Source organism: Streptomyces sp. GMY02 (assembly GCF_019056675.1).
GTDB lineage: Bacteria > Actinomycetota > Actinomycetes > Streptomycetales > Streptomycetaceae > Streptomyces > Streptomyces odonnellii.
On record NZ_CP077658.1, the window covers coordinates 6894812 to 6918164 of the forward strand.

A 23353-nucleotide genomic window follows, 5' to 3' on the forward strand; every position below is an offset into this window, starting at 1 on the left:
GTGTGCCGGATGACCAGTACGGTCCCCGCGTCCTTGACCCGTACGGCCGAAGGGTCGGCCCTCGACGCAGTCCTGCTCGACATGGACGGCACCCTCGTCGACACCGAGGGATTCTGGTGGGACGCCGAGGTGGAGGTCTTCAAAGCCCTCGGACACGTCCTCGACGAGACATGGCGCGATGTGGTGGTGGGAGGCCCCATGACCCGCAGCGCGACCTTCCTGATCGAGGCCACCGGCGCCGCCATCACCCTCGCCGAACTGACCGTACTGCTCAACGACACCTTCGAGGACCGCATCGGGCGCGGCGTACCGCTGATGCCCGGCGCGACGCGCCTGCTCACCGAGCTGGCCGCGCACGAGGTGCCCACCGCCCTGGTCTCCGCCTCGCACCGGCGCATCATCGACCGTGTCCTGGCCTCCCTCGGGCCCGAGTACTTCTCGCTCACCGTCGCGGGCGACGAGGTGCCCCGTACCAAACCCCACCCCGACCCCTATCTGCTGGCCGCCCGCGGTCTGGGCGCCGATCCCGCGCGCTGCGCGGTCATCGAGGACACCGCCACCGGGGTCGCCGCCGCCGAGGCCGCAGGCTGCCGGGTCGTGGCCGTACCGTCCGTCGCGCCGATCGCGCCCGCCGCGGGACGGATCGTGGTCGGTTCGCTCGAAGAGGTCGATCTGGTATTTCTGCGCGGGATGATGACGCAAGGACACTGATCCGCGTACAGAGCGTCGCACCGGAATACGGACGGACGGAAACTCTGGGCATTGGCACGGATATTTTCCGTTACCCTCGCGGCGGGCAATCCCCGTCCCGTTAAACGGTTCCCGGAGTGAGCTTTATCACTTGCTCTCTCGTCGACAGGTGTCGGCGGGGCTGCTCCACGGCCGCCGGGACCGGGTCCCCCTGTGCCCTTGTGTCCGGATTGGTGGAGGCGTGTACGAAACATTCCGGTGCTCGTATATCCACACGCCGCTATTGCCGATCACTGTGTGATTACGTTTCAGATCAGGCCCGTTCCGGCAATACCGGAGCCTCAGACTAATCTCGTCGCGAGCACTTCGCCGCATCAACGACGTGTCCCGACGACCCACCAAGTCGCCATGCACACAGGACCGATCGCCCTGTATCCCGGCCCGATCGCACTGCCCCGAACGGGTGGGCGCGGCGGAGTCTCCGATAGCACCGCTGTATCTCAGTGCCGGATGAGGGAGTACGTCCAGGATGAACCGCAAGACTTTGGCGCTGTCGGCCGTGATCGGCCTGCTTGCGCCCGTGCTCGCCGGTTGCGGCGGCTCGGACGGTGGGTCCGACGGCGGTGATGCCATTGTCGTGGGCACCACGGATCAGTACATCGCCACACCGGAGGGCCCCGCCCCGCTGGACCCGGCCTTCGCGTACGACACCGGCTCCTGGAACGTGCTCCGTCAGACCATCCAGACGCTGATGCATGTGCCGCGCGGCGGCGGAGCGCCGGTGCCCGAGGCCGCCTCGCGGTGCGGATTCACCGACCGGGAGAACGAGAGCTACCGCTGCACGCTGCGCGAGGGCCTCAAGTTCTCCAGCGGCGACCCCCTCACCGTCGAGGACGTGAAGTACTCCATCCAGCGCGTCCTGGACATCAAGGACCCCAGCGGTGTCTCCGGTCTGCTGAGCAATATCGACACCATGGAGACCAACGGCGACTCCGAGATTGTCTTCCATCTCAAGTCGCCCGACGCGACCTTCCCGTACAAGCTCTCCACCCCGCCGGCCGGCATCATCAGCCGCAAGTCGTACGACCCCAAGAAGCTCCGTGAGGGCTTCGGTGTCGACGGCTCGGGTCCGTACACCTTCAAGGCCGAGGTCAAGAACGACACCGTCGTCAAGGCGATCTTCACCAAGAACCCCGAGTACAAGGGCGATCTCAGCCTCCAGAACAACAAGGTCGAACTGGTGCCCTTCAAGGACGCCGACGACATGGGTACGGCGCTCGACTCCGGCGACATCGATGTGATGACCCGTGCCATGACGCCCGAGCAGGTCCAGGGGATGATCGACAACCCCAAGGAGAACATCCAGCTCACCGAGATGCCCGGCCTGGAGATCCGCTACCTCGCCTTCAACACCGATGCCCCGGTGGCGAAGGAGAAGGCGGTACGCCAGGCGATGGCGTACACCATCGACCGCGGCCAGCTCGTCACCAAGGTGTACGGCGCGATGGCCGAGCCGCTGTACTCGCCGATCCCGTCGAGCGTCGCGACGCACACCAACTCGTTCTTCAACAAGTACGGTGACGCGAATCCGGCGAAGGCCGCGCAGGTGCTGGAGGACGCCGGTATCAGCACCCCGGTGAAGCTCACGCTGGACTACACCACCGACCACTACGGTGAAGCCACGGTCAAGGAGTTCGAGACCCTCCGGGAGCAGCTCAACAGCAGCAAGCTCTTCGACGTCACGATCAAGGGCGAGGAGTGGAGCGTCTTCCGGCCGAACCAGACCAAGCGGGAGTACGCGATCTACGGCATGGGCTGGTTCCCGGACTTCCCGGACCCGGACACCTATGTCGGGCCGTTCTTCGACAAGGACAACTTCCTCAACACCCCGTACAACAACCCCAAGCTGCGGAACCAGCTCATCCCGCAGTCGCGCCGCGAGGCCGACCGCAGCGCCGCCTCGAAGACCTTCGCGGAGATCCAGGACATCGTCGCCGACGAGGTGCCGGTGCTGCCGCTGTGGCAGGGCAAGCAGTACGTGGCCGCGCGCGACGACATCGCGCGGGTCGAGTGGGCGGTCAACTCGTCGGCGGAGCTGCAGCTCTGGGAGCTGCGCCGGGGTACGAGCGCGCCTTCCGACTGACCGGGGAGCGAGCGGGCAGTGACGTGAAGAGGCCGGCCGGGGCGTGCCCCGGCCGGCCTCGGCCGTTCCGCAGTAAGGCGGTTACCGCAGTAAGGCCCTTACTCCTCGAAGCGCGCTGTCTGCTACTGCGCGCCGGGGCGGACCAGCCCGCTCTCGTACGCGTACACCGCCGCCTGCACCCGGTCACGCAGCCCCAGCTTGGTCAGCACATGCCCCACATGCGTCTTGACGGTGGTCTCGCTGACGAAGAGATCCGCGGCGATCTCCGCGTTCGACAACCCGCGCGCCACCAGCTTGAGCACCTCGACCTCGCGCTCGGTGAGGGTGTGCAGGGTGTCGGGCACCGGCTCCTCGCCGGACGGAAGATGATCCGCGTACTTGTCGAGCAGCCGGCGTGTGATGCTCGGCGCCAGCATCGCCTCGCCCGCCGCGACCACCCGGATCGCCTGCACCAGTTCATTGGCGGGGGCGTCCTTGAGCAGAAAACCGCTGGCCCCGGCGCGCAGCGCCTCCACCACGTACTCGTCGAGATCGAAGGTCGTCAGGACCAGCACTTTCGCCGGACCGTCCCGGCCGGGGCCGGTGATCTGACGGGTCGCCTCCACCCCGTCCATCCGCGGCATCCGGATGTCCATCAGCACCACATCGGGCTGGAGCGCGCGGACCTGGTCGATGGCCTGGAGGCCGTCCCCGGCCTCGCCGACGACCGCGATGTCCTGCTCGGCCTCCAGGATCATCCGGAAGCCGGTGCGCAGCAGCGGCTGGTCATCGACCAGTAGGACGCGGACAGTCACAGGGAACTCCTTCACTAGACCGGCCCCATTCTGCCCTGACCGCCCCCACCGCGAGTCCGACGGGCGCGAACCGCCGGACTCGCCCTAAGCGGTCTCGGGCGCCGGGTCCGGCGGCCGTACGCTCAGCGGATACACCGGCGGCGTACCGCCGAATTCCGGACAGAAGGCCTGGTGGTCGCACCAGCCGCAGAGCTTGGTCGGCCGCGGCCGCCAGTCGCCCGTCTCGGTGGCCTCCCTGATCGCGTCCCACAGGGCCAGCAGCTTGCGCTCCACCCGCTTCAGATCCGCCTCCACCGGGTCGTACGTCACGACCTCGCCGCTGCCCAGATAGACGAGCTGGAGCCTGCGCGGCAGCACCCGCTTGAGCCGCCACACCACCAGCGCGTAGAAGGTCATCTGGAACAGCGCCCCCTCCGCGTACTCGGGCCTTGGCGCCTTGCCCGTCTTGTAGTCGACGATCCGCACCTCGCCCGTCGGCGCCACATCGACCCGGTCGATCACCCCGCGCAACCGCAGCCCCGACTCCAGCTCCGTCTCGACGAACATCTCCCGCTCGGCGGGCTCCAGCCGCGTCGGATCCTCCAGCGAGAACCAGCGCTCCACCAACTCCTCCGCCTGGGCAAGCCAGCGCGCCAGCCGCTCGCCCGACCCGCTCTCCCCGTCCTGCGCGAACAGTTCGCCCAGCTCGGGACGGGACTTCAGCAGCCGGTCCCACTGCCCGGGAATCAGCGCCTTGGCACGCGGCGCCGTACGCTCCACGGCCGGGGCGTCGAAGAGCCGCTCCAGCACGGCGTGCACGAGCGTGCCGCGCGTGGCCGCCTCACTGGGCTTCTCCGGCAGCTTGTCGATCACCCGGAACCGGTACAGCAGCGGGCACTGCATGAAGTCGCTCGCACGCGAGGGCGACAGCGAGGCGGGCGTCGGCGCGGCGGGCGTCGGCGCCGAGGACGCGGGGCTCGTACTCATGACGCAAACCCTATGGCCCGGCACTGACAGCTAGGGCCTCTCGTTTGGGTCTGGCTGGGCTCGCGTGCCCTGGTGCCGCGCCTCGCGGCGTTGTCGTCAGTCACCAGGGCTCCGCCATGGCTCCCTCCTCCGCCTTGCGATCCACGGCACCAGACCCCGCTCCCTGATCCAGCCAGACCCAAACGAAAGACCCTGGACCCCGTCCTGTGGGACCCCGCCCAGCCGAATACCATCGACCACGGAGCCTCTCGCACTGGCATGATCGAGCGGGCGACGCTGCCGCGAACTGGACGCTGCCGCGAACGAAGGGAACTCGTGAAAGAGGACGACGAGAGCGGCGAGAACGCGCGGCCGCGGCCCGGCGACGGGGACACGGGTCCCGACGGGAAGCCGGTGAAGCGCGAGGACCCGGGCGGGGGCATCCTCATGGGGCGCCCCTTCGGCGTGCCCGTCTATGTTGCCCCGAGCTGGTTTTTGGTGGCCGCGCTGATCACCTGGATTTTCGGCGGCCAGCTCGAACGGGTCCTGCCGGAACTGGGCGGCCTGCGCTATCTGGTCTCCCTGTTCTTCGCGGTCGCCTTCTACGCGTCCGTACTCGTCCATGAACTCGCCCACACCGTCGCCGCGCTGCGCTACAAGCTGCCGGTGCGCCGTATCCAGCTCCAGTTCTTCGGCGGAGTCTCGGAGATCGAGAAGGAATCCGAGACTCCGGGCCGTGAATTCGTGCTGGCCTTCGTGGGACCGCTCCTCTCCCTGATCCTCGCGGGCCTTTTCTACGTCGGCCTGCTCGTCGTCGAGCCCGGTACGGTCCCCGGGGTCCTGCTCGCCGGCCTGATGGTCTCCAATCTGATCGTCGCCGTCTTCAATCTGCTGCCCGGCCTCCCGCTGGACGGCGGCCGGATGCTGCGTGCGGTCGTCTGGAAGATCACCGGTAAGCCCATGAGCGGCACCGTCGCCGCCGCCTGGGTCGGCCGCGGCCTCGCCGTCGCGGTCCTCATCGGCCTTCCGCTGCTCACCCAGACCGGAGCGCTCGGTACATCCGCGTCGCAGGTCAGCGGGATGGAGACGGTCACCGACGCGCTGCTCGCGGCCATTCTCGCCGCGATCATCTGGACCGGCGCGGGCAACAGCCTGCGGATGGCCAGGCTCCGCGAACACCTCCCCGAACTCCAGGCGCGCGCCCTCACCCGCCGCGCGGTGCCCGTCGAGTCGAGCACGCCACTGTCCGAGGCGCTGCGCCGCGCCAACGAGGCGGGCGCCCGCGCGCTGGTCATCGTCGACGGCCATGGCGATCCGATCGGCCTGGTACGGGAGTCGGCGATCGTCGGAGTCCCGCAGCACCGCCGCCCCTGGGTCGCGGTGAGCGGACTCGCGCAGGACCTCACGGAGGGTATGAAGGTGCCCGCGGAACTGGCGGGAGAGGCGCTCCTGGACCGCCTGAGGGCCAATCCGGCGACGGAGTACCTGGTGCTGGAGGAGTCCGGCGCGATCTACGGAGTCCTCTCGACGGCCGACGTCGAGCGAGCCTTCGTATCCGCGATGGCCCGCCCGCAGTAACCTCCCGAACCGCGCGCTTCCCGTACGGCCGCCCGACGAATGAGCCGAAGGGCGCCGCGGTGACGTCGTCCGGGCTCACCACGGCCGCCCGGCGAGTGAGCCGAAGGGCGCCGGGCGCTGTCGAAAAGGAGAGCGCGCGCAGGCCCCGAGGTACGAGGGGGCGAGCACGGTCGACCGTCGACAGGGTCTTGAGGCGCCCGGAGGCGAACGAGCCCTTAAAAAGAAGCACTAAGGTGGGAGGCATGTCCGAACCGACCGGTGCCGCCCGCCGACGCGGGCCCTTCAAGGTCGGGGACCAGGTCCAGCTCACCGACCCCAAGGGACGCCACTACACGTTCACGCTCGAAGCCGGGAAGAACTTCCACACCCACAAAGGGTCCTTCCCGCACGACGAGCTGATCGGTGCTCCCGAGGGCAGTGTTGTCCGTACCACGGGAAACGTCGCCTACCTCGCGCTGCGCCCCCTGCTCCCCGACTATGTCCTGTCCATGCCCCGCGGCGCCGCCGTGGTCTACCCGAAGGACGCCGGCCAGATCCTGGCCTTCGCCGACATCTTCCCCGGCGCGCGCGTCGTCGAGGCGGGTGTGGGCTCCGGCTCGCTCAGCAGCTTCCTGCTGCGTGTCATCGGCGACCAGGGCATGCTGCACTCCTACGAGCGCCGCCAGGACTTCGCCGAGATCGCCCAGCAGAACGTGGAGCGCTACTTCGGCGAACCGCACCCGGCCTGGCAGCTCACCGTGGGCGACCTTCAGGACAACCTGTCGGACACGGATGTCGACCGCGTGATTCTGGACATGCTCGCCCCCTGGGAGTGCATCGAGGCAGTCTCCAAGGCCCTTGTCCCCGGTGGCATCCTCTGCGCCTATGTCGCGACGACCACCCAGCTCGCCCGCACCGTCGAGACGATCCGGGAGTTCGGCACGTTCAACGAGCCGGCCGCCTGGGAGTCGATGATCCGCAACTGGCATGTCGAGGGCCTGGCCGTACGCCCCGACCACCGCATGATCGGCCACACCGGCTTCCTCGTGACCGCCCGCAGGCTCGCGGACGGTGTGGAGCCGCCCCTGCGCCGCCGCAGGCCCGCCAAGGGTGCGTACGGGGACGACTACGACGGTCCGGGAAGCGGCAGCGGCTCCCGGGACTGACCCGCGCCGACCCCACTTCCGTACGAGCCCGTACGACCTGAAGCCACAACCCCGGGCACAGCCTCCAACGGCATCCCACAGCCTCCAACTACGACAACGCGGCCGCCCAGTTCCCCCACCGGAGAGGGGAACTGGGCGGCCGCGGCTTTACGTTGGGCTTACGGACCCCACTGTTCCGCCTCCCTGTGACGTGTGGCACGATGCTGTCTCCCTCCCACCGTTGGCCACTTCCCACCGGTCACTCGCCGGCACCCCTCACAGGAGACACTCCGCGTGCAGATCTCCGATGTCCCGGACCTCGCGCACACCCGGCCCCACCCCATGCACTGGCTCGCGACGGCCACCGCGATGGCCGGTGTCGTGGCCCTGGCGGGCCTGTTGCAGCCCGGCCCCGCCACCGCCTCCCAGGACGGCTCCAAGCCCCCGAAGGCCACCGCGCCGGACGCCGCCCCGCTGCCCGCGCCCGATCCGGCCGCGGTGGACTACCCGCTGGAATGCGGGGGAGCGGACACCGTCGTGGCACGCCAGGCCTCCGGCGACATCGACGGGGACCGGAATCCCGAGACCGTGGCCGCGGTCCGCTGCGCCGCGGGCTCAGGAACCCCGCCCCAGGGCGTATATGTGCTGACCAGAGGCGCGGACGGCAAACCGAGAATCGTGGCGACCCTGGTCGATCCCAAGGACAAGCGGAGCGTCGGTCCCGACTTCGCGATCCGTGACCGAGTGATTCTGGCCACTCTGCTCGGCTACTCCAGCCCCGAGGTGCCGAGCTGCTGCCCCGACGAGGAGGAGCACGTCACCTGGCAGTGGCAGAACGCGGCGTTCGTCCGCGCCGAGCAGCCGTGACCCCGGCACGTACCGAACGCCGCTGAGCACATACCGCACTGCCCCGGGCACGTACCGAGCCGTCCTGAGCGTGGAGTGCGCGGCCGGTCGCAGCGGGTCGAGCGGGTCGACCCGGGTCCGTGATACCGCTCACTGCTGTTCCGCGTCGGGCCCGTACACCTCTACGCTGTCCGAAACGCGACGTACGTGAATACAGTCCCCCGGGCACTCCCTGGCGGAGTCGACGACATCGCGCAGCAGTGTCAGCGGTACCGGTGTGGTGGCACCGGGGGACTGGAGCAGTTCGTCCCCGGGGCTCTTCACATAGGCGAGGCCGTCGATGTCCAGCTCGAAGACCTCGGGAGCATACTGGGCACAGATCCCGTCCCCGGTGCAGAGGTCCTGGTCGATCCAGACCTCGAGCGGCTCACCGGACTCGGTGACGCCTTCGGTGGGAGCCTGCTGCTGCACGGTCATCTCTCCTGCCGTTTGCCGCACCGGGCGATGCGTAGTGAAGTAAGTCGCGCAAGCCCTGACGGGTGTTGAACACTTCGACGATACAACCGGCAGCTTTCTGATGTTCCTGGGTGGGTATTCCCCTGGCGTGAGGGACAGCGCAAGGGTGAAGATCGGACACACCCCGCAGTCTTTGTGATCTAGGGGTTTCAATCATCACCCACCCAGGTAGGGTCAGGAAGCGTCCAGCTCCCCTTGGAGGAGGTGAGGACCGTGGCAGCCCACGACGACGACATCAACCGCGGCATCCGGCCGGGGCGGGGGTCTGAAGACCCAGCCGGCCAGGTTGCCTATCTCGAGCAGGAAATCGCCGTCCTGCGACGAAAGCTCGCCGACTCTCCGCGGCACACGAGGATTCTCGAAGAGCGGATCGTCGAGCTGCAGACGAACCTGGCGGGCGTGTCCGCCCAGAATGAGCGGCTCGCCAATACGCTGCGTGAGGCCCGCGACCAGATCGTGGCCCTCAAGGAAGAGGTCGACCGGCTCGCTCAGCCGCCGGCCGGTTTCGGCGTATTTCTGCAGGCCAACGAGGACGGCACCGCCGATATCTTCACCGGGGGCCGCAAGCTCCGGGTGAATGTCAGCCCCAGCGTCGAACTCGACCAGCTCAGGCGCGGCCAGGAAGTCATGCTCAACGAGGCCCTCAATGTGGTCGAGGCCATGGCGTACGAGCGCGCCGGGGACATCGTCACCCTCAAGGAAGTCCTTGAGGACGGCGAGCGCGCCCTGGTGATCGGGCACACCGACGAGGAGCGGGTGGTGCGGCTCGCCGAGCCGCTGCTGGACATCACCATCCGCCCCGGCGACGCCCTCCTGCTCGAACCCCGCTCCGGCTACGTCTATGAAGTGGTCCCCAAGAGCGAGGTCGAGGAACTGGTCCTCGAAGAGGTCCCGGACGTCGACTACGACAAGATCGGCGGCCTCGGCGGCCAGATCGAGATGATCCGCGACGCGGTCGAGCTCCCGTATCTCCACCCGGACCTCTTCAAGGAGCACGAACTGCGGCCGCCGAAGGGCATCCTGCTCTACGGCCCGCCCGGCTGCGGCAAGACACTGATCGCCAAGGCCGTCGCCAACTCCCTTGCCAAGAAGGTCGCGGAAGTGACCGGCAGGCCCGCGGGAAAGAGCTACTTCCTCAACATCAAGGGCCCGGAGCTGCTGAACAAGTACGTCGGCGAGACCGAGCGGCACATCCGCCTGGTCTTCCAGCGTGCCCGTGAGAAGGCGAGCGAGGGCACCCCCGTCATCGTCTTCTTCGACGAGATGGAATCCCTCTTCCGCACCCGCGGATCCGGTGTGAGCTCGGACGTGGAGAACACCATCGTCCCGCAGCTCCTCGCCGAGATCGACGGTGTGGAGGGCCTGGAGAACGTCATCGTCATCGGTGCCTCCAACCGCGAGGACATGATCGACCCCGCGATCCTGCGCCCCGGCCGGCTCGATGTGAAGATCAAGATCGAGCGTCCGGATGCGGAGGCCGCGAAGGACATCTTCGCGAAGTACCTGACCCCCTCGCTCCCGCTGCACACGGACGACCTCTCCGAGCACAATGGATCCAAGGAGGCAGCCGCCCACGGAATGATCCAGTCCGTGGTCGAGCAGATGTACGCGGAGTCCGAGGAGAACCGCTTCCTGGAGGTCACGTACGCCAACGGCGACAAGGAAGTTCTCTATTTCAAGGACTTCAACTCCGGCGCGATGATCCAGAACATTGTCGACCGGGCCAAGAAGATGGCCATCAAGGCCTTCCTCGACCACAACCAGAAGGGCCTTCGGGTCTCCCATCTCCTCCAGGCATGCGTGGACGAGTTCAAGGAGAACGAGGACCTGCCGAACACCACCAACCCGGACGACTGGGCCCGGATCTCCGGTAAGAAGGGCGAGCGGATCGTATTCATCCGTACGCTTGTCACCGGAAAGCAGGGCGCGGACACCGGCCGCTCCATCGACACGGTGGCGAACACCGGTCAGTACCTGTAAAAAGCAGCCCGGCTGCGGATGTCCGGAAGGGCGTCCGCAGCCGGTTGCTTTCCCCGCTCCTTCCACCACACCAGGCCAATGACGGAAATGATCTCCCCACCGGCGCGGAGGCGTTCTAGGCTCTTTCGTACCGCCGCGTGGCGGTACCCGGAGCCGGGGACCGCACACGTACTGAAGAAAGAGCGGTACTTGAGCGCCGCTTCCGGAGGGGAGCGCCGCCGGGCAAGGAGGGCCGCATGACCGTACGGCGAGTAATGGGCATCGAGACGGAGTACGGGATCTCCGTCCCGGGGCACCCGAACGCCAATGCCATGCTCACCTCGTCCCAGATCGTGAACGCCTACGCGGCGGCGATGCACCGGGCGCGGCGCGCCCGCTGGGACTTCGAGGAAGAGAATCCGCTGCGGGACGCCCGTGGCTTCGACCTCGCCCGCGAGACGGCCGATTCCAGCCAGCTCACCGACGAGGACATCGGCCTGGCGAATGTGATCCTCACGAACGGTGCGCGGCTGTACGTCGACCACGCCCACCCCGAGTACAGCTCCCCGGAGATCACCAACCCGCGTGACGCCGTCCTCTGGGACAAGGCGGGCGAGCGGATCATGGCGGAGGCCGCCGAGCGCGCGGCCCAGCTTCCCGGCGCCCAGCCGATCCACCTGTACAAGAACAACACCGACAACAAGGGCGCGTCCTACGGCACGCACGAGAACTACCTGATGAAGCGGGAGACCCCGTTCTCTGACATCGTGCGCCATCTGACGCCGTTCTTCGTCTCGCGTCAGGTCGTCACCGGCGCCGGGCGGGTCGGTATCGGCCAGGACGGGCACGAGCACGGCTTCCAGATCAGCCAGCGCGCGGACTACTTCGAGGTCGAGGTGGGGCTGGAGACGACCCTCAAGCGCCCCATCATCAACACCCGCGACGAACCGCACTCCGACGCCGAGAAGTACCGGCGGCTCCATGTGATCATCGGCGACGCGAATCTGTCCGAGATCTCGACCTATCTCAAGCTCGGTACGACCGCGCTTGTGCTGTCGATGATCGAGGACGGGTTCATCAACGTCGATCTGGCCGTCGACCAGCCCGTCCGTACGCTTCACCAGGTCTCGCACGACCCCACGCTCGGCCGGCTCGTCACGCTCCGCAGCGGCCGCACACTCACCGCTGTCCAGCTCCAGATGGAGTACTACGAGCTGGCCAGGAAGTATGTCGAGGAGCGGTACGGATCCGACGCCGACGAGCAGACCAGGGACGTCCTGGGCCGGTGGGAGGACACCCTCAACCGGCTGGAGAACGATCCGATGAGCCTCTCCGGCGAGCTGGACTGGATCACCAAGCGGGAGATCCTGGAGGGCTACCGCCGCCGGGACAACGTCGACTGGGACGCGGCGCGGCTGCATCTCGTGGACCTCCAGTACGCCGACGTACGCCCCGAGAAGGGCCTGTACAACCGTCTGGCGGCCCGCGGCAGGATCAGCCTGCTGCTGGACGACCAGGACGTCGAGCGGGCCAGGACGAAGCCTCCAGAGGACACCAGGGCGTACTTCCGCGGCCGGTGCCTGGAGCAGTACGCGGACGATGTGGCCGCGGCCTCGTGGGATTCGGTCATCTTCGATCTGCCCGGCCGTGACTCACTGCAACGAGTCCCCACGCTGGAGCCGCTGCGCGGGACGCGCAACCACGTCAAGGAGCTGCTCGACCGCTGCCGCACCGCCGAGGAACTGGTGCGGGTGCTGTCCGGCGGCTGAAACAGCGCCCGTCCGGGAATCATCGGGGTGGTACCCGGACGTTGTAGCAACTGCGGGGCCGATGTCGGACCCTGCTTGTAGGGTCTGATCTTGAAGGTCACATCGAGCGGGGCGAACCGAGCGGGGTGAGGGATATGGCGACCAAGGACACCGGCGGCGGCCAGCAGAAGGCGACGCGTTCCACGGAGGAGACCGAGGAGCAGGCCCACGAGGCCCAGGCATCCGAGGACCTCAAGGAGCGCCAGGAGAAACTGTCCGACGACGTGGACTCCGTCCTGGACGAGATCGACGACGTCCTCGAAGAGAACGCCGAGGACTTCGTGCGCTCCTTCGTTCAAAAGGGCGGCCAGTAAAGGCCGTTGTCCGTCCCGGGCGCCGGCGGAAGCCGGTGGCACCGGGACGGATGACCGGCGACGGCGCGGGTAAGGTCCGTGCACAGATTCAAGACAGGCCCGGCCCCAGCGGCGGGCCGCCGCCCATCCGGAAGGAAACGTGTGGAAGCCAACCCTCGTAGCACCGGGCGTCTGCCGGCAGCCTTCCTGACGCCCGGCTCGTCCTCGTTCATGGACTTCCTGGCCCATCACTCGCCGGACATGCTGCCGGGCAAGCGTTCGCTGCCGCCGTTGCAGGGCGCCGTCGAGGCGCCGCACGGGACGACGATCGTGGCCGCGACCTTCGACGGCGGCGTGGTGCTCGCCGGTGACCGCAGGGCGACCATGGGGAACATGATCGCGCAGCGCGACATCGAGAAGGTCTTCCCGGCCGACGAGTACTCGGCCGTGGGTATCGCCGGCACCGCCGGGCTCGCCGTGGAGATGGTCAAGCTCTTCCAACTGGAGCTGGAGCACTTCGAGAAGGTCGAAGGCGCGCAGCTCTCCCTGGAGGGCAAGGCCAACCGGCTCTCCACGATGATCCGCAGCAATCTCGCCATGGCCATGCAGGGCCTGGCCGTCGTCCCGCTCTTCGCCGGCTGGGACGTCGACCGCGGGAAGGGACGTATCTTCTCGTACGACGTGACGGGCGGCCGCTCCGAGGAACTGGGCTTCGCCTCCACCGGCTCCGGCTCGATCTTCGCCCGGGGAGCGATGAAGAAGCTCTACCGCGAGGACCTGACGGAGGAGCAGGCCACCACCCTGGTCGTCCAGGCGCTGTACGACGCCGCCGACGACGATTCGGCGACCGGCGGTCCCGATGTGGCCCGCCGTATCTATCCGATCGTCACGACCATCACGGACGAGGGCTTCCGGAAGCTGACGGACGAGGAATCCTCGGAGATCGCCCGCTCGATCCTGGAGCACCGGCTGCAGCGGCCCGACGGCCCGCGTGCCGCGCTGCTCTGACGCCGTCCTCTTCTGAATAAACATGCCACTGACAGAAAGGGACGGATAGCCGGTGTCGACGCCGTTCTATGTCTCACCCCAGCAGGCCATGGCCGACCGGGCGGAGTACGCGCGCAAGGGCATCGCGCGTGGTCGCAGCCTCGTCGTGCTCCAGTACGCCGACGGCATCGTCTTCGTCGGCGAGAACCCGTCCCGCGCGCTGCACAAGTTCAGCGAGATCTACGACCGGATCGGCTTCGCGGCGGCCGGCAAGTACAACGAGTATGAGAATCTGCGTATCGGCGGTGTGCGCTACGCGGACCTGCGCGGATACACCTATGACCGGGACGATGTGACGGCCCGTGGTCTGGCCAACGTTTATGCCCAGACGCTGGGCACGATCTTCTCCAGCGCGGGCGAGAAGCCCTATGAGGTGGAGCTGGTCGTCGCCGAGGTCGGCGCGACCCCGGACGGCGACCAGATCTACCGGCTGCCGCACGACGGATCGATCGTGGACGAGCACGGTTCGGTCGCGGTCGGTGGCAGCTCGGAGCAGATCAGCACGTATCTGGACCAGCGGCATCGGGAGGGTATGTCGCTGGCGGAGGCGCTGAAGCTGGCCGTCCAGGCGCTGTCCAGGGATACGAACGGCGGCGAGCGGGAGATCCCCGCGGAGCGGCTGGAAGTGGCGGTCCTGGACCGTACGCGACCGCAGAAGCGCAAGTTCAAGCGGATCGTGGGCCGTCAGCTCTCCCGGCTGCTGGAAGCGGACGGTGCCGCGTCGACGCCGACGGACGCGCCCTCGGACACGGAGGAGCCGGACGTCACCGACTCCGCCGACTCGGGTTCGGCGGAGTCGTCCGCCACGGACACCGAGAAGCCCGACAGTACCGAGAAGTAGGTCCTGGCCGGTCGCTCTTCCGCTGTGCCCCGGTCCGCCCTCGCGGACCGGGGCACAGCCGTGTCCGGCAGGCCGTCGGCGGGTTCCGCTCAGGCGTCCCGGGGCGGTGGCGCAGTAGAGGCACGGACCACCAGCGAGACCGGGAGATCGCCGGGCTCCGGGCGGCGGCCGTCCAGGACCGCCAGCAGCGCGGACATCCCGCGTTCGCCGACCTGCTCGGCCGGCAGGCTCACCGTGGTCAGCTCCGGCTCGATCGCCGTCGCCAGCGCCAGATCGTCGAAGCCGGTGACGGAGATGTCCTCGGGCACCCGCAGACCCAGCCGCCGTACCGCCTTGCAGGCTCCCGCGGCCAGGATGTCGTCGTCGCACACCAGGGCGGTGGGCCGGGGGCCGGGGGCGCTCAGGGCGCGCTCGGTGGCCTCGCGCCCGGCGCCCACGTCCAGGGGAGCGGAGACCGTCCGTACGACCGCGTCGGGCACGTTCCGTACCGCCTCGGCCAGGGCCGTCGCCCGTATGTCGAAGGTCCAGGAGGGGATCGCGGAGGCGAGGTGGAGCAGGCGCCGGTGGCCGAGGGCGAGCAGATGTTCCGTGACCTGCCGGATGCCGTCGGCGATGTCGAGATTCACCCGTGCGGCGGCGCCGGGCGCCTCCGGATCGCTGTCGAGCATCACCAGCGGCAGATCGGCGCCGCGTATCGCGTCCAGGGCCTCGGTCGCCATGGACGAGGCGATCACCCCGTCCAGCGCCGCCCGCGCCGACGCGAAGGGGTCCCGGGCGGGGCCCACCCCGGCGGGGGAAGGGTAGAGGACCACTCCGAAGCCGTGCTCGGCGGCGACCTCGGCGGCGCCGGTGTAGACACGGGCGAAGAACTCGTTGGTGAGCGCGGGTACGACCAGGAGCGCGGTCCTGGTCGTACCCAGACGGAGGCTGCGGGCCGCGAGATTGGGCCGGTACTCAAGGGCGTGCGCGGCGTCGCGCACGAGCCCGGCGGTGCGCTCCGAGACCCTGCCGCGCCATTTGTCGCCGAGGACGAGCGAGACCGTGGCCTGGGACACCCCGGCGGCCCGCGCCACGTCCCTGCTGGTGGGCCTGGCGGACTGCTCTGTCATGGCTGCTGCTCTCCGTAGCACTCGTCCGGCCGGTCCCGTCCGCCGCGGCGGCAGTGGACCGGCGGACTGGCCACATGGTACGTATGACGCCGACGTTATACGTAAAACCCCGGCGGGTCCGGGGAAGAGAGGGGGCGGGCCATGGCCACCGGCTATGGGGACATCCTCAAGGCGCCGCACGCCGCACGGCTGCTCACCGGGACGCTGGTGGGCCGGCTGCCGAACGCCACGGGTCCCATCGCCATCGTGATGCTCGTCCGCGCCGGTGGCGGCAGCTACAGCCTCGCGGGCGCGCTCGCGGCGGTGTACGGGGTGGCCAACGCGATCGGACAGCCGCTGCTCGGCCGGGCCGTGGACCTGTACGGCCAGCCCCGGGTGCAGCTTCCTGCCGCCGTCGTCTCGGCCCTGGGCGCCGTGCTCCTCGTTGTCGCCGGGACCGGCTCGACCCTGCTCGCCTATGCCGCCGTGGCGGTCGCCGGCCTGTTCACACCACCGCTGGAGGGCGGGCTGCGGGCGCTGTGGCCGAACGTCCTGGGCGGTGAGGACCGGGTGCACCGGGCCTATGCCATGGACGCGGTCGCCCAGGAGATCATGTTCACGGTCGGCCCGCTGCTCGTCACCCTGCTCGTCGCCCTCTGGTCCCCGGCCGCCGCGCTGCTCGTCATCAACGCGATCGGAGTCCTCGGCGCGCTCTCCGTGGTGGTCTCCGCGCCGTCGCGCGCCTGGCGCTCGGCGCCGCGCGAGGCGCACTGGCTGGGCGCCCTGCGCTCACCGGGTCTGCTGGCCCTGCTGGGCTCGTTCCTCTTCGTCGGGATAGCCCTCGGCTCGATCACCGTCGCGGGTGTCGCGTACGCCGACGACCAGGGCCGCGAGTCCGTCTACGGCTGGCTGATGGCGGCGCTCGGGCTGGGCGCGCTGATCGGCGGCTCGGTGTACGGGGCCAGGCAATGGGCCGCCGCCCCCGAGCGCCGTCTCCGTGCGATCGTCGCCCTGCTGGCCCTCTGCTATCTGCCGCTGACGCTCACGCCCGGGGTGCCCGCGATGACCGTACTGGCCGCGGTGTCCGGGGTCTTCCTGGCGCCCGCGATCGCCTGTGCGTTCATCGTCGTCGACCGGCACGCGCCGCGCGGCACCGTCACCGAGGCGTTCTCCTGGCTCGTCACCACGATCGGGGTCGGCTCCGCGCTCGGTACGGCCGCCGCGGGCCCGGCCGCGGAGCTGGGCAGCACCTCCGCGAGCTTCGCGGTCGCGGGGGCCGGCGGGATCGCCGCGCTGCTGGTCCTGCTGGCCACCCAGCGGGTTCTCGCGGCTCCCGGCGGCGGGAGCGGGAAGGTGTCCGGCGGTGGTCCCGGAGATGTCGCGAGTGCCACCATCCGGACGGAAAATGATCCGGGCGGAGCGGCCGAACCCGGTTTCAGCTCTGGTCATCAGGCGTAATGTTCAGACATGGACCGCCGCATTTTCGGGCTGGAGAACGAGTACGGCGTCACGTGCACGTTCAGGGGACAGCGCCGACTGTCACCTGACGAAGTGGCGCGCTACCTCTTCCGCCGTGTTGTCTCATGGGGCCGCAGCAGCAATGTCTTCCTGCGGAACGGCGCCCGTCTCTACCTCGACGTGGGGTCGCATCCGGAATACGCAACTCCCGAATGCGACAACGTGACCGAACTGGTCACCCACGACAAGGCGGGCGAGCGCATTCTCGAAGGCCTGCTCGTCGACGCCGAACGCCGCCTGCACGAGGAGGGAATCGCGGGCGACGTCTATCTCTTCAAGAACAACACCGACTCGGCGGGAAACTCCTACGGCTGCCACGAGAACTATCTCGTCGCACGCCATGGAGAGTTCTCCCGGCTCGCGGACATCCTCATCCCCTTCCTCGTCACCAGGCAGCTTCTCTGCGGCGCCGGCAAGGTGCTCCAGACCCCTCGGGGCGCGGTCTACTGCGTCAGCCAGCGCGCCGAGCACATCTGGGAGGGCGTCAGTTCCGCGACGACCCGTTCCCGTCCGATCATCAACACCCGGGACGAGCCGCACGCGGACGCGGAGCGGTACCGCAGGCTCCATGTCATCGTCGGCGACTCGAACATGTCCGAGACGACGATGCTGCTGAAGGTCGGCGCCACCGATCTGGTGCTGCGCATGATCGAGGCGGGCACGGTGATGCGCGATCTCACCCTGGAGAACCCGATCCGGGCGATCCGCGAGGTCAGCCATGACCTCACGGGCCAGCGCAAGGTGCGGCTGGCCAGCGGCCGGGAGGCCTCCGCGCTGGAGGTCCAGCGGGAGTACTACGAGAAGGCCGTGGACTTCGTCGAGCGCCGGGGCATCCGCACCGGCACGGTCGACCAGGTCCTGGAGCTGTGGGGCCGTACGCTCGACGCGATCGAGGCGGAGGATCTCGACCGTATCGCCACCGAGATCGACTGGGTGATGAAGTACCAGCTCATCGAGCGGTACCGGGCCAAGCACAACATGACCATGTCGCATCCGCGGGTCGCCCAGATAGACCTCGCGTACCACGACATCCACCGCCGTCGCGGGCTCTACTACCTGCTGGAGAAGCGCGGCCAGGCAGCGCGGATCTGCAACGACCTGAAGATCTTCGAAGGCAAGTCGGTGCCCCCGCAGACCACCAGGGCACGGTTGCGCGGCGACTTCATCCGCCGGGCCCAGGAACAGCGCAGGGACTTCACCGTCGACTGGGTCCACCTCAAGCTCAACGACCAGGCACAGCGCACCGTGCTCTGCAAGGACCCGTTCCGTTCCGTGGACGACCGGGTGGAGAAGCTCATCGCCGGTATGTAGCCGACGGCCGGGCGGTACGAGAAACACATCACCGCACCATGCGACCGGGCCCCGTACGTACACGTACGGGGCCCGTGGCACGCCCCCGCCGCCGCCTTGCGATCGCAGGCCCCGGACCCCGCTCACCGATCCGGCCCGATCCGCGGGACACCCCCTAGAGTGTCGTGCAACTACCGTGCCGTCTGAGATCTGAGGAATCCGTGCGCCGACTTGCCGGCCTGATCGTCATCCCCCTGCTGCTGTTGTCGACAGCGGCGTGCGGGGACGACGGAGGCTCCGACTCCGCCCCGTCCAAGAACGGACTTCCCGCGATCACCGCGGGCACCAAGTTCGGTGAGAAGCCGACCCTCGCCAAGGGCGAGGGCACTCCGCCCAAGGCGCTCAAGGTCGACGTCATCAGCGAGGGTGATGGCCCCAAGATCAAGAAGGGTGACGCGATCCAGGTCAATTACCTGGGCCAGAGCTGGGACTCCGAGAAGCCCTTCGACAACAGCTTCGACCGCAAGCAGCCCTTCGATCTGACGCTGGGCGCCGGCATGGTCATCAAGGGCTGGGACCAGGGCCTGGAGGGCCAGAAGGTCGGCAGCCGCGTTGAGCTGGGCATTCCGCCGGAGCTGGGGTACGGGGCACAGGGCCAGGGCGAGATCAAGCCCAACGCCACCCTGGTCTTCGTCGTCGACATCCTCAAGGCGACCCAGGTCCCGGCCTCCGCCAAGGGCACCGTGGTCGCGCAGGACAACATCTCGCTGCCCAAGGTCGGGACGAACGACGACGGCAAGGAGCCGACCGTCACGATCCCCAAGACCGACCCGCCCAAGAAGCTGGTCTCCAGCTATGTGCTGGAGAGCGACGGCGAGGTCGTCAAGGACTCGGACACGGTCGTGCTGAACTACGCGGCGTATCTGTGGAAGGACCGCAAGCAGTTCGACAGCACGTACAAGACGGGCCGCACCACGACCTTCCCGCTGCCCCAACTGACCCTCAAGGGCCTCAAGTCGGGCATCGTCGGCAAGAAGGTGGGCAGCAGGATCCTGATCGTGATCCCGCCGGACCAGGCCTTCGGCGACCAGGAGCAGCAGGGCATCCCCAAGAACTCCACGCTGGTGTTCGCCGTGGACATCCTGGCGAAGGTGTAAGACTGTCCCGGTTGCCCCGTTCATCATTTAGAGGAGCAGTTCAGTGAGCATCGAGAAGCCCGAGATCGACTTCCCGGGTGGCGAGCCGCCGGCCGATCTGGAGATCAAGGACATCACGGAGGGCGACGGCCCGGTGGCCAAGGCGGGCGACACCGTCTCCGTCCACTACGTGGGCGTCGCCTTCTCCACCGGTGAGGAGTTCGACGCGTCCTGGAACCGCGGTACGCCGCTCCAGTTCCAGCTCGGCGCCGGCCAGGTCATCGCAGGCTGGGACCAGGGCGTCCAGGGCATGAAGGTCGGCGGGCGCCGTCAGCTCACCATCCCCGCGCACCTCGCGTACGGGGAGCGCGGCGCCGGCGGCGGCCGTATCGCCCCGGGCGAGACGCTGATCTTTGTCTGCGACCTGGTGTCCGTCTGAGCCGTCCCGCTCCCGCAGGTCCGCGGAGGACTTCAGGACCGAGGGCCCGTGCCGTCCGCACGGGCCCTCGGCTTTTGTCCGGACACCCCGGGGCGGTACGGTCGACAGGCGGAGGCCGCAACGATCAAAAGGGGTGCAAGGCGTCGATGGCCATTGCCAAGGCCGAGCGACTGATGAATCTGGCGCTGTGTCTGCTCGGGACCCGCCGCCCGCTCAGCAAGCGCGAGCTGCGGGGCTCCATCGAGGCCTATCTGGAAGCGGGCACCGACGACTCCTTCAACCGGATGTTCGAGCGCGACAAGGAAGATCTGCGCGAACTCGGCCTGGTCATCGAGACGGTGGAGAACCTGGACGGCGAGACCGGCTATCTCGCCCGGCGCGACAGCAACCGGCTGCCCCCCATCACCCTCGACGCCGAGGAGGCCGCGGCCCTCGGCCTCGCCGCGAAGGTCTGGCAGCAGGCCAGGCTGGCCGGCGCGGCGAGCGGCGCCCTCCAGAAACTGCGCGCCGCCGGAATGCCGGAGGCGGAGGACGCGTACGAGGCGCACCACAGCGCGCTCGAACCGCGGATCCCCGTCCACGAGGCCGCGTTCGAACCGCTGATGCTCGCCTGCCGCGACCGGCGGCCCGTCGTCTTCGACTACCGCAAGGCCAACGCGGCCCGCCCCGAGCAGCGCCAGGTCGAGCCCTGGACACTGGAGTGCTGGCGCGGGCACTGGTACCTGGCCGGCTGGGACCGGGACCGCGGCGCCGAGCGGGTCTTCCGGCTCTCCCGGATCACGGGCAGGGTCCGCTCCCGCACCGGTTCGTTCACCGCGCCCGTACCCGACGCGGTCACCGTACGGGAGACCGTGGAGAGCTGGGCGGGAGAGACCGCCACCCGCTCCGCGCTGATCAGACTGCGGTCCGGGTGCGGCTATCCGCTGCGCGCGCGGGCGGTGTCGTCCAGGGACCTGGGCGACGGCTGGGACGAGCTGGAGATCCCGTACGGGCACGGTCTCGACGCCTGGCTGGTGGAGTTCGGCCCGGACGTGGTCGTACTGGAACCCGCGGATCTGCGGGCCGATGTCGTCGAGCGGCTGCGCGCCGTGGCGAAGGGCTGAGGGGGACCCGGACAACCATGGCAGCCAACGCCATCGACCAGACCCGGCGGATGCTCTCGCTGGTGACCTATCTGCGGGAGCGCCCCGGCGCCCATGTCAGCGATGTGGCCCGGGCGTTCGGGATCAGCGAGGACGAACTGATCTCGGATCTCGATGTCCTGCCCATGTGCGGTACGAGCTTCCGCGGCGGGGATCTGCTCGACATCGACACCGACGGCGACCGGATCTGGTGGCACAACCCGGACGATGTCGCCGAGCCGCTGCGGCTCGCCGCCGACGAGGCCACCGCGTTGCTGGTGGCCGCCCGGGCCGTCACCACCCTGCCGGGGCTGCGCGAGGGCGACCGGCAGGCGCTGCTGCGCGCCACCGCCAAGCTGGAGGCCGCTGCGGGCGAGGCGGCCGGCGCCAGCTCCCGGCTCTCGGTGACCTTCGAGTCCGAGGGCGGGGTGTTCGCCGAGGTCGACCGGGCCATCTCCGAGCGCCGCAGGCTGTGGCTGCGCTACTACTCACCGGCGCGGGACGAGCTGACGGAGCGCGAGGTCGACCCGATCCGGCTGTTCGCCGTGGGCCACACCTATATGGAGGCCTGGTGCCGGCTGTCCGAGGCCCGGCGTACGTTCCGGCTCGACCGGGTCGCCGAGATCAAGCTGCTGGACGCCCCGGCCGCGCCGCCCGAGCTGGAGCTGAGGGATCTGTCGGAGGGGCTCGTACAGCCGTCGGCGGAGGATCCCGAAGTGGTGGTCGAGGTCGGGCCCGGCGGGCGGTGGGTCGCCGAGTACTACCCGCACGACAGCGCTGAGGAACAGCCCGACGGCGGCCTGCGGATCACCCTGCGCACGCCCGCGCCCGCCTCGCTGAGGCGGCTGGCCCTGCGGCTCGGCGGTGACGGACGGATCGTCTCCCCGAGGGAACTCGCGGAGAGCGCGCGGCTGGCGGCGGACGAGGCGCTCGCGGCGTACGACGGGCGGGAGTGACACGGGAGTGGACGGGCGGGGGCCGGGAGTGGACGGGCGGGAAGAAGGAGAACCGAGGGTGATGTCGGTGGTGACCGGGGTGCCGGAGATCTCGTCCGGAGTGGCGGAGATCTCAGCGGTGCTTCCCGTGCTCTTCAAGGCGTCCTGTACCGAGTGCCTGGCCCGGTTCGAACTCTCGGCGGGCGCGCTGCGCCTGGCGATCGGGGCCACGCCCAAGACCACCTTCTACTCGTTCACCTGCCCCGAGTGCGAGAGCCTCGTGCGCAAGCCCGCGGGGGAACGGATCGTCGAACTCCTCACCGGCGGCGGGGTGCGGACACTGCGCCTGCACGCCACTTCCTGACCCCGGCGCCGCCCCGTGCCTCCCGTGCCGTACGCCACTGTCCGAGATCGCCAGTGTCCGAGATCCCCCGAGAACGGTTCAGGTTCTGCCCATGTTCTGGCCCATGCTCGCCGTCGCCCTGGGTTTCTGCGGGATCGCCGTCCTCGGTGTCCTGGCCGTCCGGGTCTTTGTCGAGGCCCAGCGGCTCGGCCGGCAGGTCGCCGCGACCACCGAGCGGATCAACCGGGCCGCCGAGGATCTTGAGCGCGCCGCCACCCGGCTGGCCTCCACCGGTGACGCGCTGCGGTAGCGGCCCCCGTGCTCTCCACCCGGCCCGGGGCGGACGGTACGCTGACGAGCGCGCCCCCCGTGGGCCGGACCGGGAGGAACCCGGACGGGCCGCACGGGTCGCGGATCGGTCGTACGCGGAGCAGTCGGGAGTATGCACAGGGATTGCCCCGCGTTTACCCCTGCGGGTTACGATCGCTGCGAGTACTAAGGCCGGACACCGGTTCGGTTGTACGGGCAGCCCCCGTCCCAACCGCCTCAGCGAGAAGGAAGTCGGACATGATCGGCAATCTGAAGCCCCTCGAGATCGTTCTGATCATCGTTGTCATCCTGCTGCTGTTCGGTGCCAAGAAGCTGCCCGACATGGCGCGTTCGCTCGGCAAGTCGGCTCGCATCCTCAAGAGCGAGGCCAAGGCCATGAAGAAGGACGACGACAGCGCGGCTCCCGCGGCCGACCAGGCCACCGCCGCCGACGCGACCGCCCAGCAGCAGGCCGCGCCCAGGACGATCCAGGCCTCGCCCGGTGATGTCACCAGCTCCCGTCCGGTCACCGAGCCGAACCGCACCGCCCAGAGCTGACCGCACCCCACTGACGGCTGCCGCTACGAGAC

The 23353-nt window shown here is 69.0% G+C and carries 23 protein-coding genes; 19 read left to right on the plus strand and 4 right to left on the minus strand.

Going from position 1 to position 23353, the window contains the following annotated elements:
- Positions 1-9: 9 nt before the first annotated feature.
- Both KQY30_RS29285 and KQY30_RS29290 read left to right on the plus strand, forming a co-directional pair.
- Complete coding sequence (locus KQY30_RS29285) at positions 10-711, plus strand: HAD family phosphatase (protein ID WP_217309491.1); 702 nt, start codon at positions 10-12, stop codon at positions 709-711.
- A gap of 508 nt (positions 712-1219) precedes the next feature.
- On the plus strand, positions 1220-2833 hold the full coding sequence (locus KQY30_RS29290; protein WP_217309492.1) for an ABC transporter substrate-binding protein: 1614 nt from the start codon (positions 1220-1222) through the stop codon (positions 2831-2833).
- A gap of 122 nt (positions 2834-2955) precedes the next feature.
- On the opposite strand, the gene KQY30_RS29295 is transcribed toward KQY30_RS29290, so the two are convergent.
- On the minus strand, positions 2956-3627 hold the full coding sequence (locus KQY30_RS29295) for a response regulator transcription factor (RefSeq protein ID WP_046498782.1): 672 nt from the start codon (positions 3625-3627) through the stop codon (positions 2956-2958).
- Between the two features lie 84 nt (positions 3628-3711).
- Complete coding sequence (locus KQY30_RS29300) at positions 3712-4593, minus strand: RecB family exonuclease (protein ID WP_217309493.1); 882 nt, start codon at positions 4591-4593, stop codon at positions 3712-3714.
- Between the two features lie 315 nt (positions 4594-4908).
- On the opposite strand from KQY30_RS29300, the gene KQY30_RS29305 reads away from it, so the two are divergent.
- The 3 genes from KQY30_RS29305 to KQY30_RS29315 all read left to right on the plus strand — a co-directional run bounded on the left by KQY30_RS29305 (position 4909) and on the right by KQY30_RS29315 (position 8141).
- Positions 4909-6150: a site-2 protease family protein gene (locus KQY30_RS29305; protein ID WP_254407365.1), complete on the plus strand. Its 1242-nt coding sequence runs from the start codon at positions 4909-4911 to the stop codon at positions 6148-6150.
- A gap of 242 nt (positions 6151-6392) precedes the next feature.
- Entirely contained in the window at positions 6393-7295 is a 903-nt protein-coding gene (locus tag KQY30_RS29310; protein WP_046498790.1) for a tRNA (adenine-N1)-methyltransferase, read from the plus strand.
- Positions 7296-7568: 273 nt separating this feature from the next.
- Positions 7569-8141 carry a hypothetical protein gene (locus KQY30_RS29315; RefSeq protein ID WP_217309497.1) on the plus strand — a complete coding sequence of 191 codons (573 nt, stop codon included), beginning with the start codon at positions 7569-7571 and terminating at the stop codon, positions 8139-8141.
- Between the two features lie 129 nt (positions 8142-8270).
- On the opposite strand, the gene KQY30_RS29320 is transcribed toward KQY30_RS29315, so the two are convergent.
- Positions 8271-8597 (minus strand): ferredoxin, encoded by a 327-nt coding sequence (locus KQY30_RS29320; protein ID WP_217309498.1) that lies wholly within the window; start codon positions 8595-8597, stop codon positions 8271-8273.
- A 252-nt stretch (positions 8598-8849) separates the two neighbouring features.
- On the opposite strand from KQY30_RS29320, the gene arc reads away from it, so the two are divergent.
- The 5 genes from arc (at position 8850) to prcA (ending at position 14584) form a co-directional block, all read left to right on the plus strand.
- The gene (gene arc / locus KQY30_RS29325; protein WP_046498856.1) at positions 8850-10616 is read left to right on the plus strand and encodes a proteasome ATPase; all 1767 of its coding nucleotides are present in this window, start codon (positions 8850-8852) and stop codon (positions 10614-10616) included.
- A gap of 236 nt (positions 10617-10852) precedes the next feature.
- Positions 10853-12364, plus strand: a complete 1512-nt coding sequence (dop, locus tag KQY30_RS29330) for a depupylase/deamidase Dop (protein ID WP_367997450.1) — start codon at positions 10853-10855, stop codon at positions 12362-12364.
- 134 nt (positions 12365-12498) lie between these two features.
- The gene (locus tag KQY30_RS29335; protein ID WP_217309500.1) at positions 12499-12717 is read left to right on the plus strand and encodes a ubiquitin-like protein Pup; all 219 of its coding nucleotides are present in this window, start codon (positions 12499-12501) and stop codon (positions 12715-12717) included.
- A gap of 141 nt (positions 12718-12858) precedes the next feature.
- A complete protein-coding gene (gene prcB, locus KQY30_RS29340) occupies positions 12859-13704 on the plus strand; it encodes a proteasome subunit beta (protein WP_046498801.1) in 846 nt (281 codons plus the stop codon).
- A gap of 52 nt (positions 13705-13756) precedes the next feature.
- Positions 13757-14584 (plus strand): proteasome subunit alpha, encoded by an 828-nt coding sequence (gene prcA / locus KQY30_RS29345; protein WP_217309501.1) that lies wholly within the window; start codon positions 13757-13759, stop codon positions 14582-14584.
- An 89-nt stretch (positions 14585-14673) separates the two neighbouring features.
- Here the strand turns inward: prcA and KQY30_RS29350 are convergent, their stop codons facing one another.
- Positions 14674-15693, minus strand: a complete 1020-nt coding sequence (locus KQY30_RS29350) for a LacI family DNA-binding transcriptional regulator (RefSeq protein WP_217309502.1) — start codon at positions 15691-15693, stop codon at positions 14674-14676.
- Between the two features lie 141 nt (positions 15694-15834).
- Here KQY30_RS29350 and KQY30_RS29355 point away from each other — a divergent pair, with 141 nt between their 5' ends.
- The 9 genes from KQY30_RS29355 (at position 15835) to tatA (ending at position 23321) form a co-directional block, all read left to right on the plus strand.
- Positions 15835-17130, plus strand: coding sequence for an MFS transporter (locus KQY30_RS29355; protein ID WP_217309504.1), 1296 nt, complete (start codon positions 15835-15837; stop codon positions 17128-17130).
- A 9-nt stretch (positions 17131-17139) separates the two neighbouring features.
- On the plus strand, positions 17140-18501 hold the full coding sequence (gene pafA, locus KQY30_RS29360; RefSeq protein WP_046498809.1) for a Pup--protein ligase: 1362 nt from the start codon (positions 17140-17142) through the stop codon (positions 18499-18501).
- 200 nt (positions 18502-18701) lie between these two features.
- Entirely contained in the window at positions 18702-19637 is a 936-nt protein-coding gene (locus tag KQY30_RS29365) for an FKBP-type peptidyl-prolyl cis-trans isomerase (RefSeq protein ID WP_217309506.1), read from the plus strand.
- A gap of 43 nt (positions 19638-19680) precedes the next feature.
- The gene (locus KQY30_RS29370; RefSeq protein ID WP_046498814.1) at positions 19681-20055 is read left to right on the plus strand and encodes an FKBP-type peptidyl-prolyl cis-trans isomerase; all 375 of its coding nucleotides are present in this window, start codon (positions 19681-19683) and stop codon (positions 20053-20055) included.
- 146 nt (positions 20056-20201) lie between these two features.
- Complete coding sequence (locus tag KQY30_RS29375) at positions 20202-21158, plus strand: YafY family protein (RefSeq protein ID WP_217309508.1); 957 nt, start codon at positions 20202-20204, stop codon at positions 21156-21158.
- A gap of 17 nt (positions 21159-21175) precedes the next feature.
- Entirely contained in the window at positions 21176-22132 is a 957-nt protein-coding gene (locus KQY30_RS29380; protein WP_046498818.1) for a YafY family protein, read from the plus strand.
- Positions 22133-22193: 61 nt separating this feature from the next.
- A complete protein-coding gene (locus KQY30_RS29385; RefSeq protein WP_217309510.1) occupies positions 22194-22475 on the plus strand; it encodes a hypothetical protein in 282 nt (93 codons plus the stop codon).
- A 91-nt stretch (positions 22476-22566) separates the two neighbouring features.
- The gene (locus KQY30_RS29390; protein WP_217309512.1) at positions 22567-22764 is read left to right on the plus strand and encodes a hypothetical protein; all 198 of its coding nucleotides are present in this window, start codon (positions 22567-22569) and stop codon (positions 22762-22764) included.
- Between the two features lie 257 nt (positions 22765-23021).
- Positions 23022-23321 (plus strand): Sec-independent protein translocase subunit TatA, encoded by a 300-nt coding sequence (gene tatA, locus KQY30_RS29395; RefSeq protein WP_217309514.1) that lies wholly within the window; start codon positions 23022-23024, stop codon positions 23319-23321.
- Positions 23322-23353 lie beyond the last annotated feature (32 nt).

Coding starts and splice junctions, on each gene's coding strand:
- KQY30_RS29350 (WP_217309502.1), bottom strand. CDS start 15,693: ATGACAGAGCAGTCCGCCAGGCCCACCAGCAGGGACGTGGCGCGGGCC.
- KQY30_RS29300 (WP_217309493.1), bottom strand. CDS start 4,593: ATGAGTACGAGCCCCGCGTCCTCGGCGCCGACGCCCGCCGCGCCGACG.
- KQY30_RS29320 (WP_217309498.1), bottom strand. CDS start 8,597: ATGACCGTGCAGCAGCAGGCTCCCACCGAAGGCGTCACCGAGTCCGGT.
- KQY30_RS29335 (WP_217309500.1), top strand. CDS start 12,499: ATGGCGACCAAGGACACCGGCGGCGGCCAGCAGAAGGCGACGCGTTCC.
- KQY30_RS29385 (WP_217309510.1), top strand. CDS start 22,194: ATGTCGGTGGTGACCGGGGTGCCGGAGATCTCGTCCGGAGTGGCGGAG.
- KQY30_RS29375 (WP_217309508.1), top strand. CDS start 20,202: ATGGCCATTGCCAAGGCCGAGCGACTGATGAATCTGGCGCTGTGTCTG.
- KQY30_RS29290 (WP_217309492.1), top strand. CDS start 1,220: ATGAACCGCAAGACTTTGGCGCTGTCGGCCGTGATCGGCCTGCTTGCG.
- tatA (WP_217309514.1), top strand. CDS start 23,022: ATGATCGGCAATCTGAAGCCCCTCGAGATCGTTCTGATCATCGTTGTC.
- KQY30_RS29310 (WP_046498790.1), top strand. CDS start 6,393: ATGTCCGAACCGACCGGTGCCGCCCGCCGACGCGGGCCCTTCAAGGTC.
- KQY30_RS29390 (WP_217309512.1), top strand. CDS start 22,567: ATGTTCTGGCCCATGCTCGCCGTCGCCCTGGGTTTCTGCGGGATCGCC.
- KQY30_RS29355 (WP_217309504.1), top strand. CDS start 15,835: ATGGCCACCGGCTATGGGGACATCCTCAAGGCGCCGCACGCCGCACGG.
- KQY30_RS29380 (WP_046498818.1), top strand. CDS start 21,176: ATGGCAGCCAACGCCATCGACCAGACCCGGCGGATGCTCTCGCTGGTG.
- pafA (WP_046498809.1), top strand. CDS start 17,140: ATGGACCGCCGCATTTTCGGGCTGGAGAACGAGTACGGCGTCACGTGC.
- dop (WP_367997450.1), top strand. CDS start 10,853: ATGACCGTACGGCGAGTAATGGGCATCGAGACGGAGTACGGGATCTCC.
- KQY30_RS29285 (WP_217309491.1), top strand. CDS start 10: ATGACCAGTACGGTCCCCGCGTCCTTGACCCGTACGGCCGAAGGGTCG.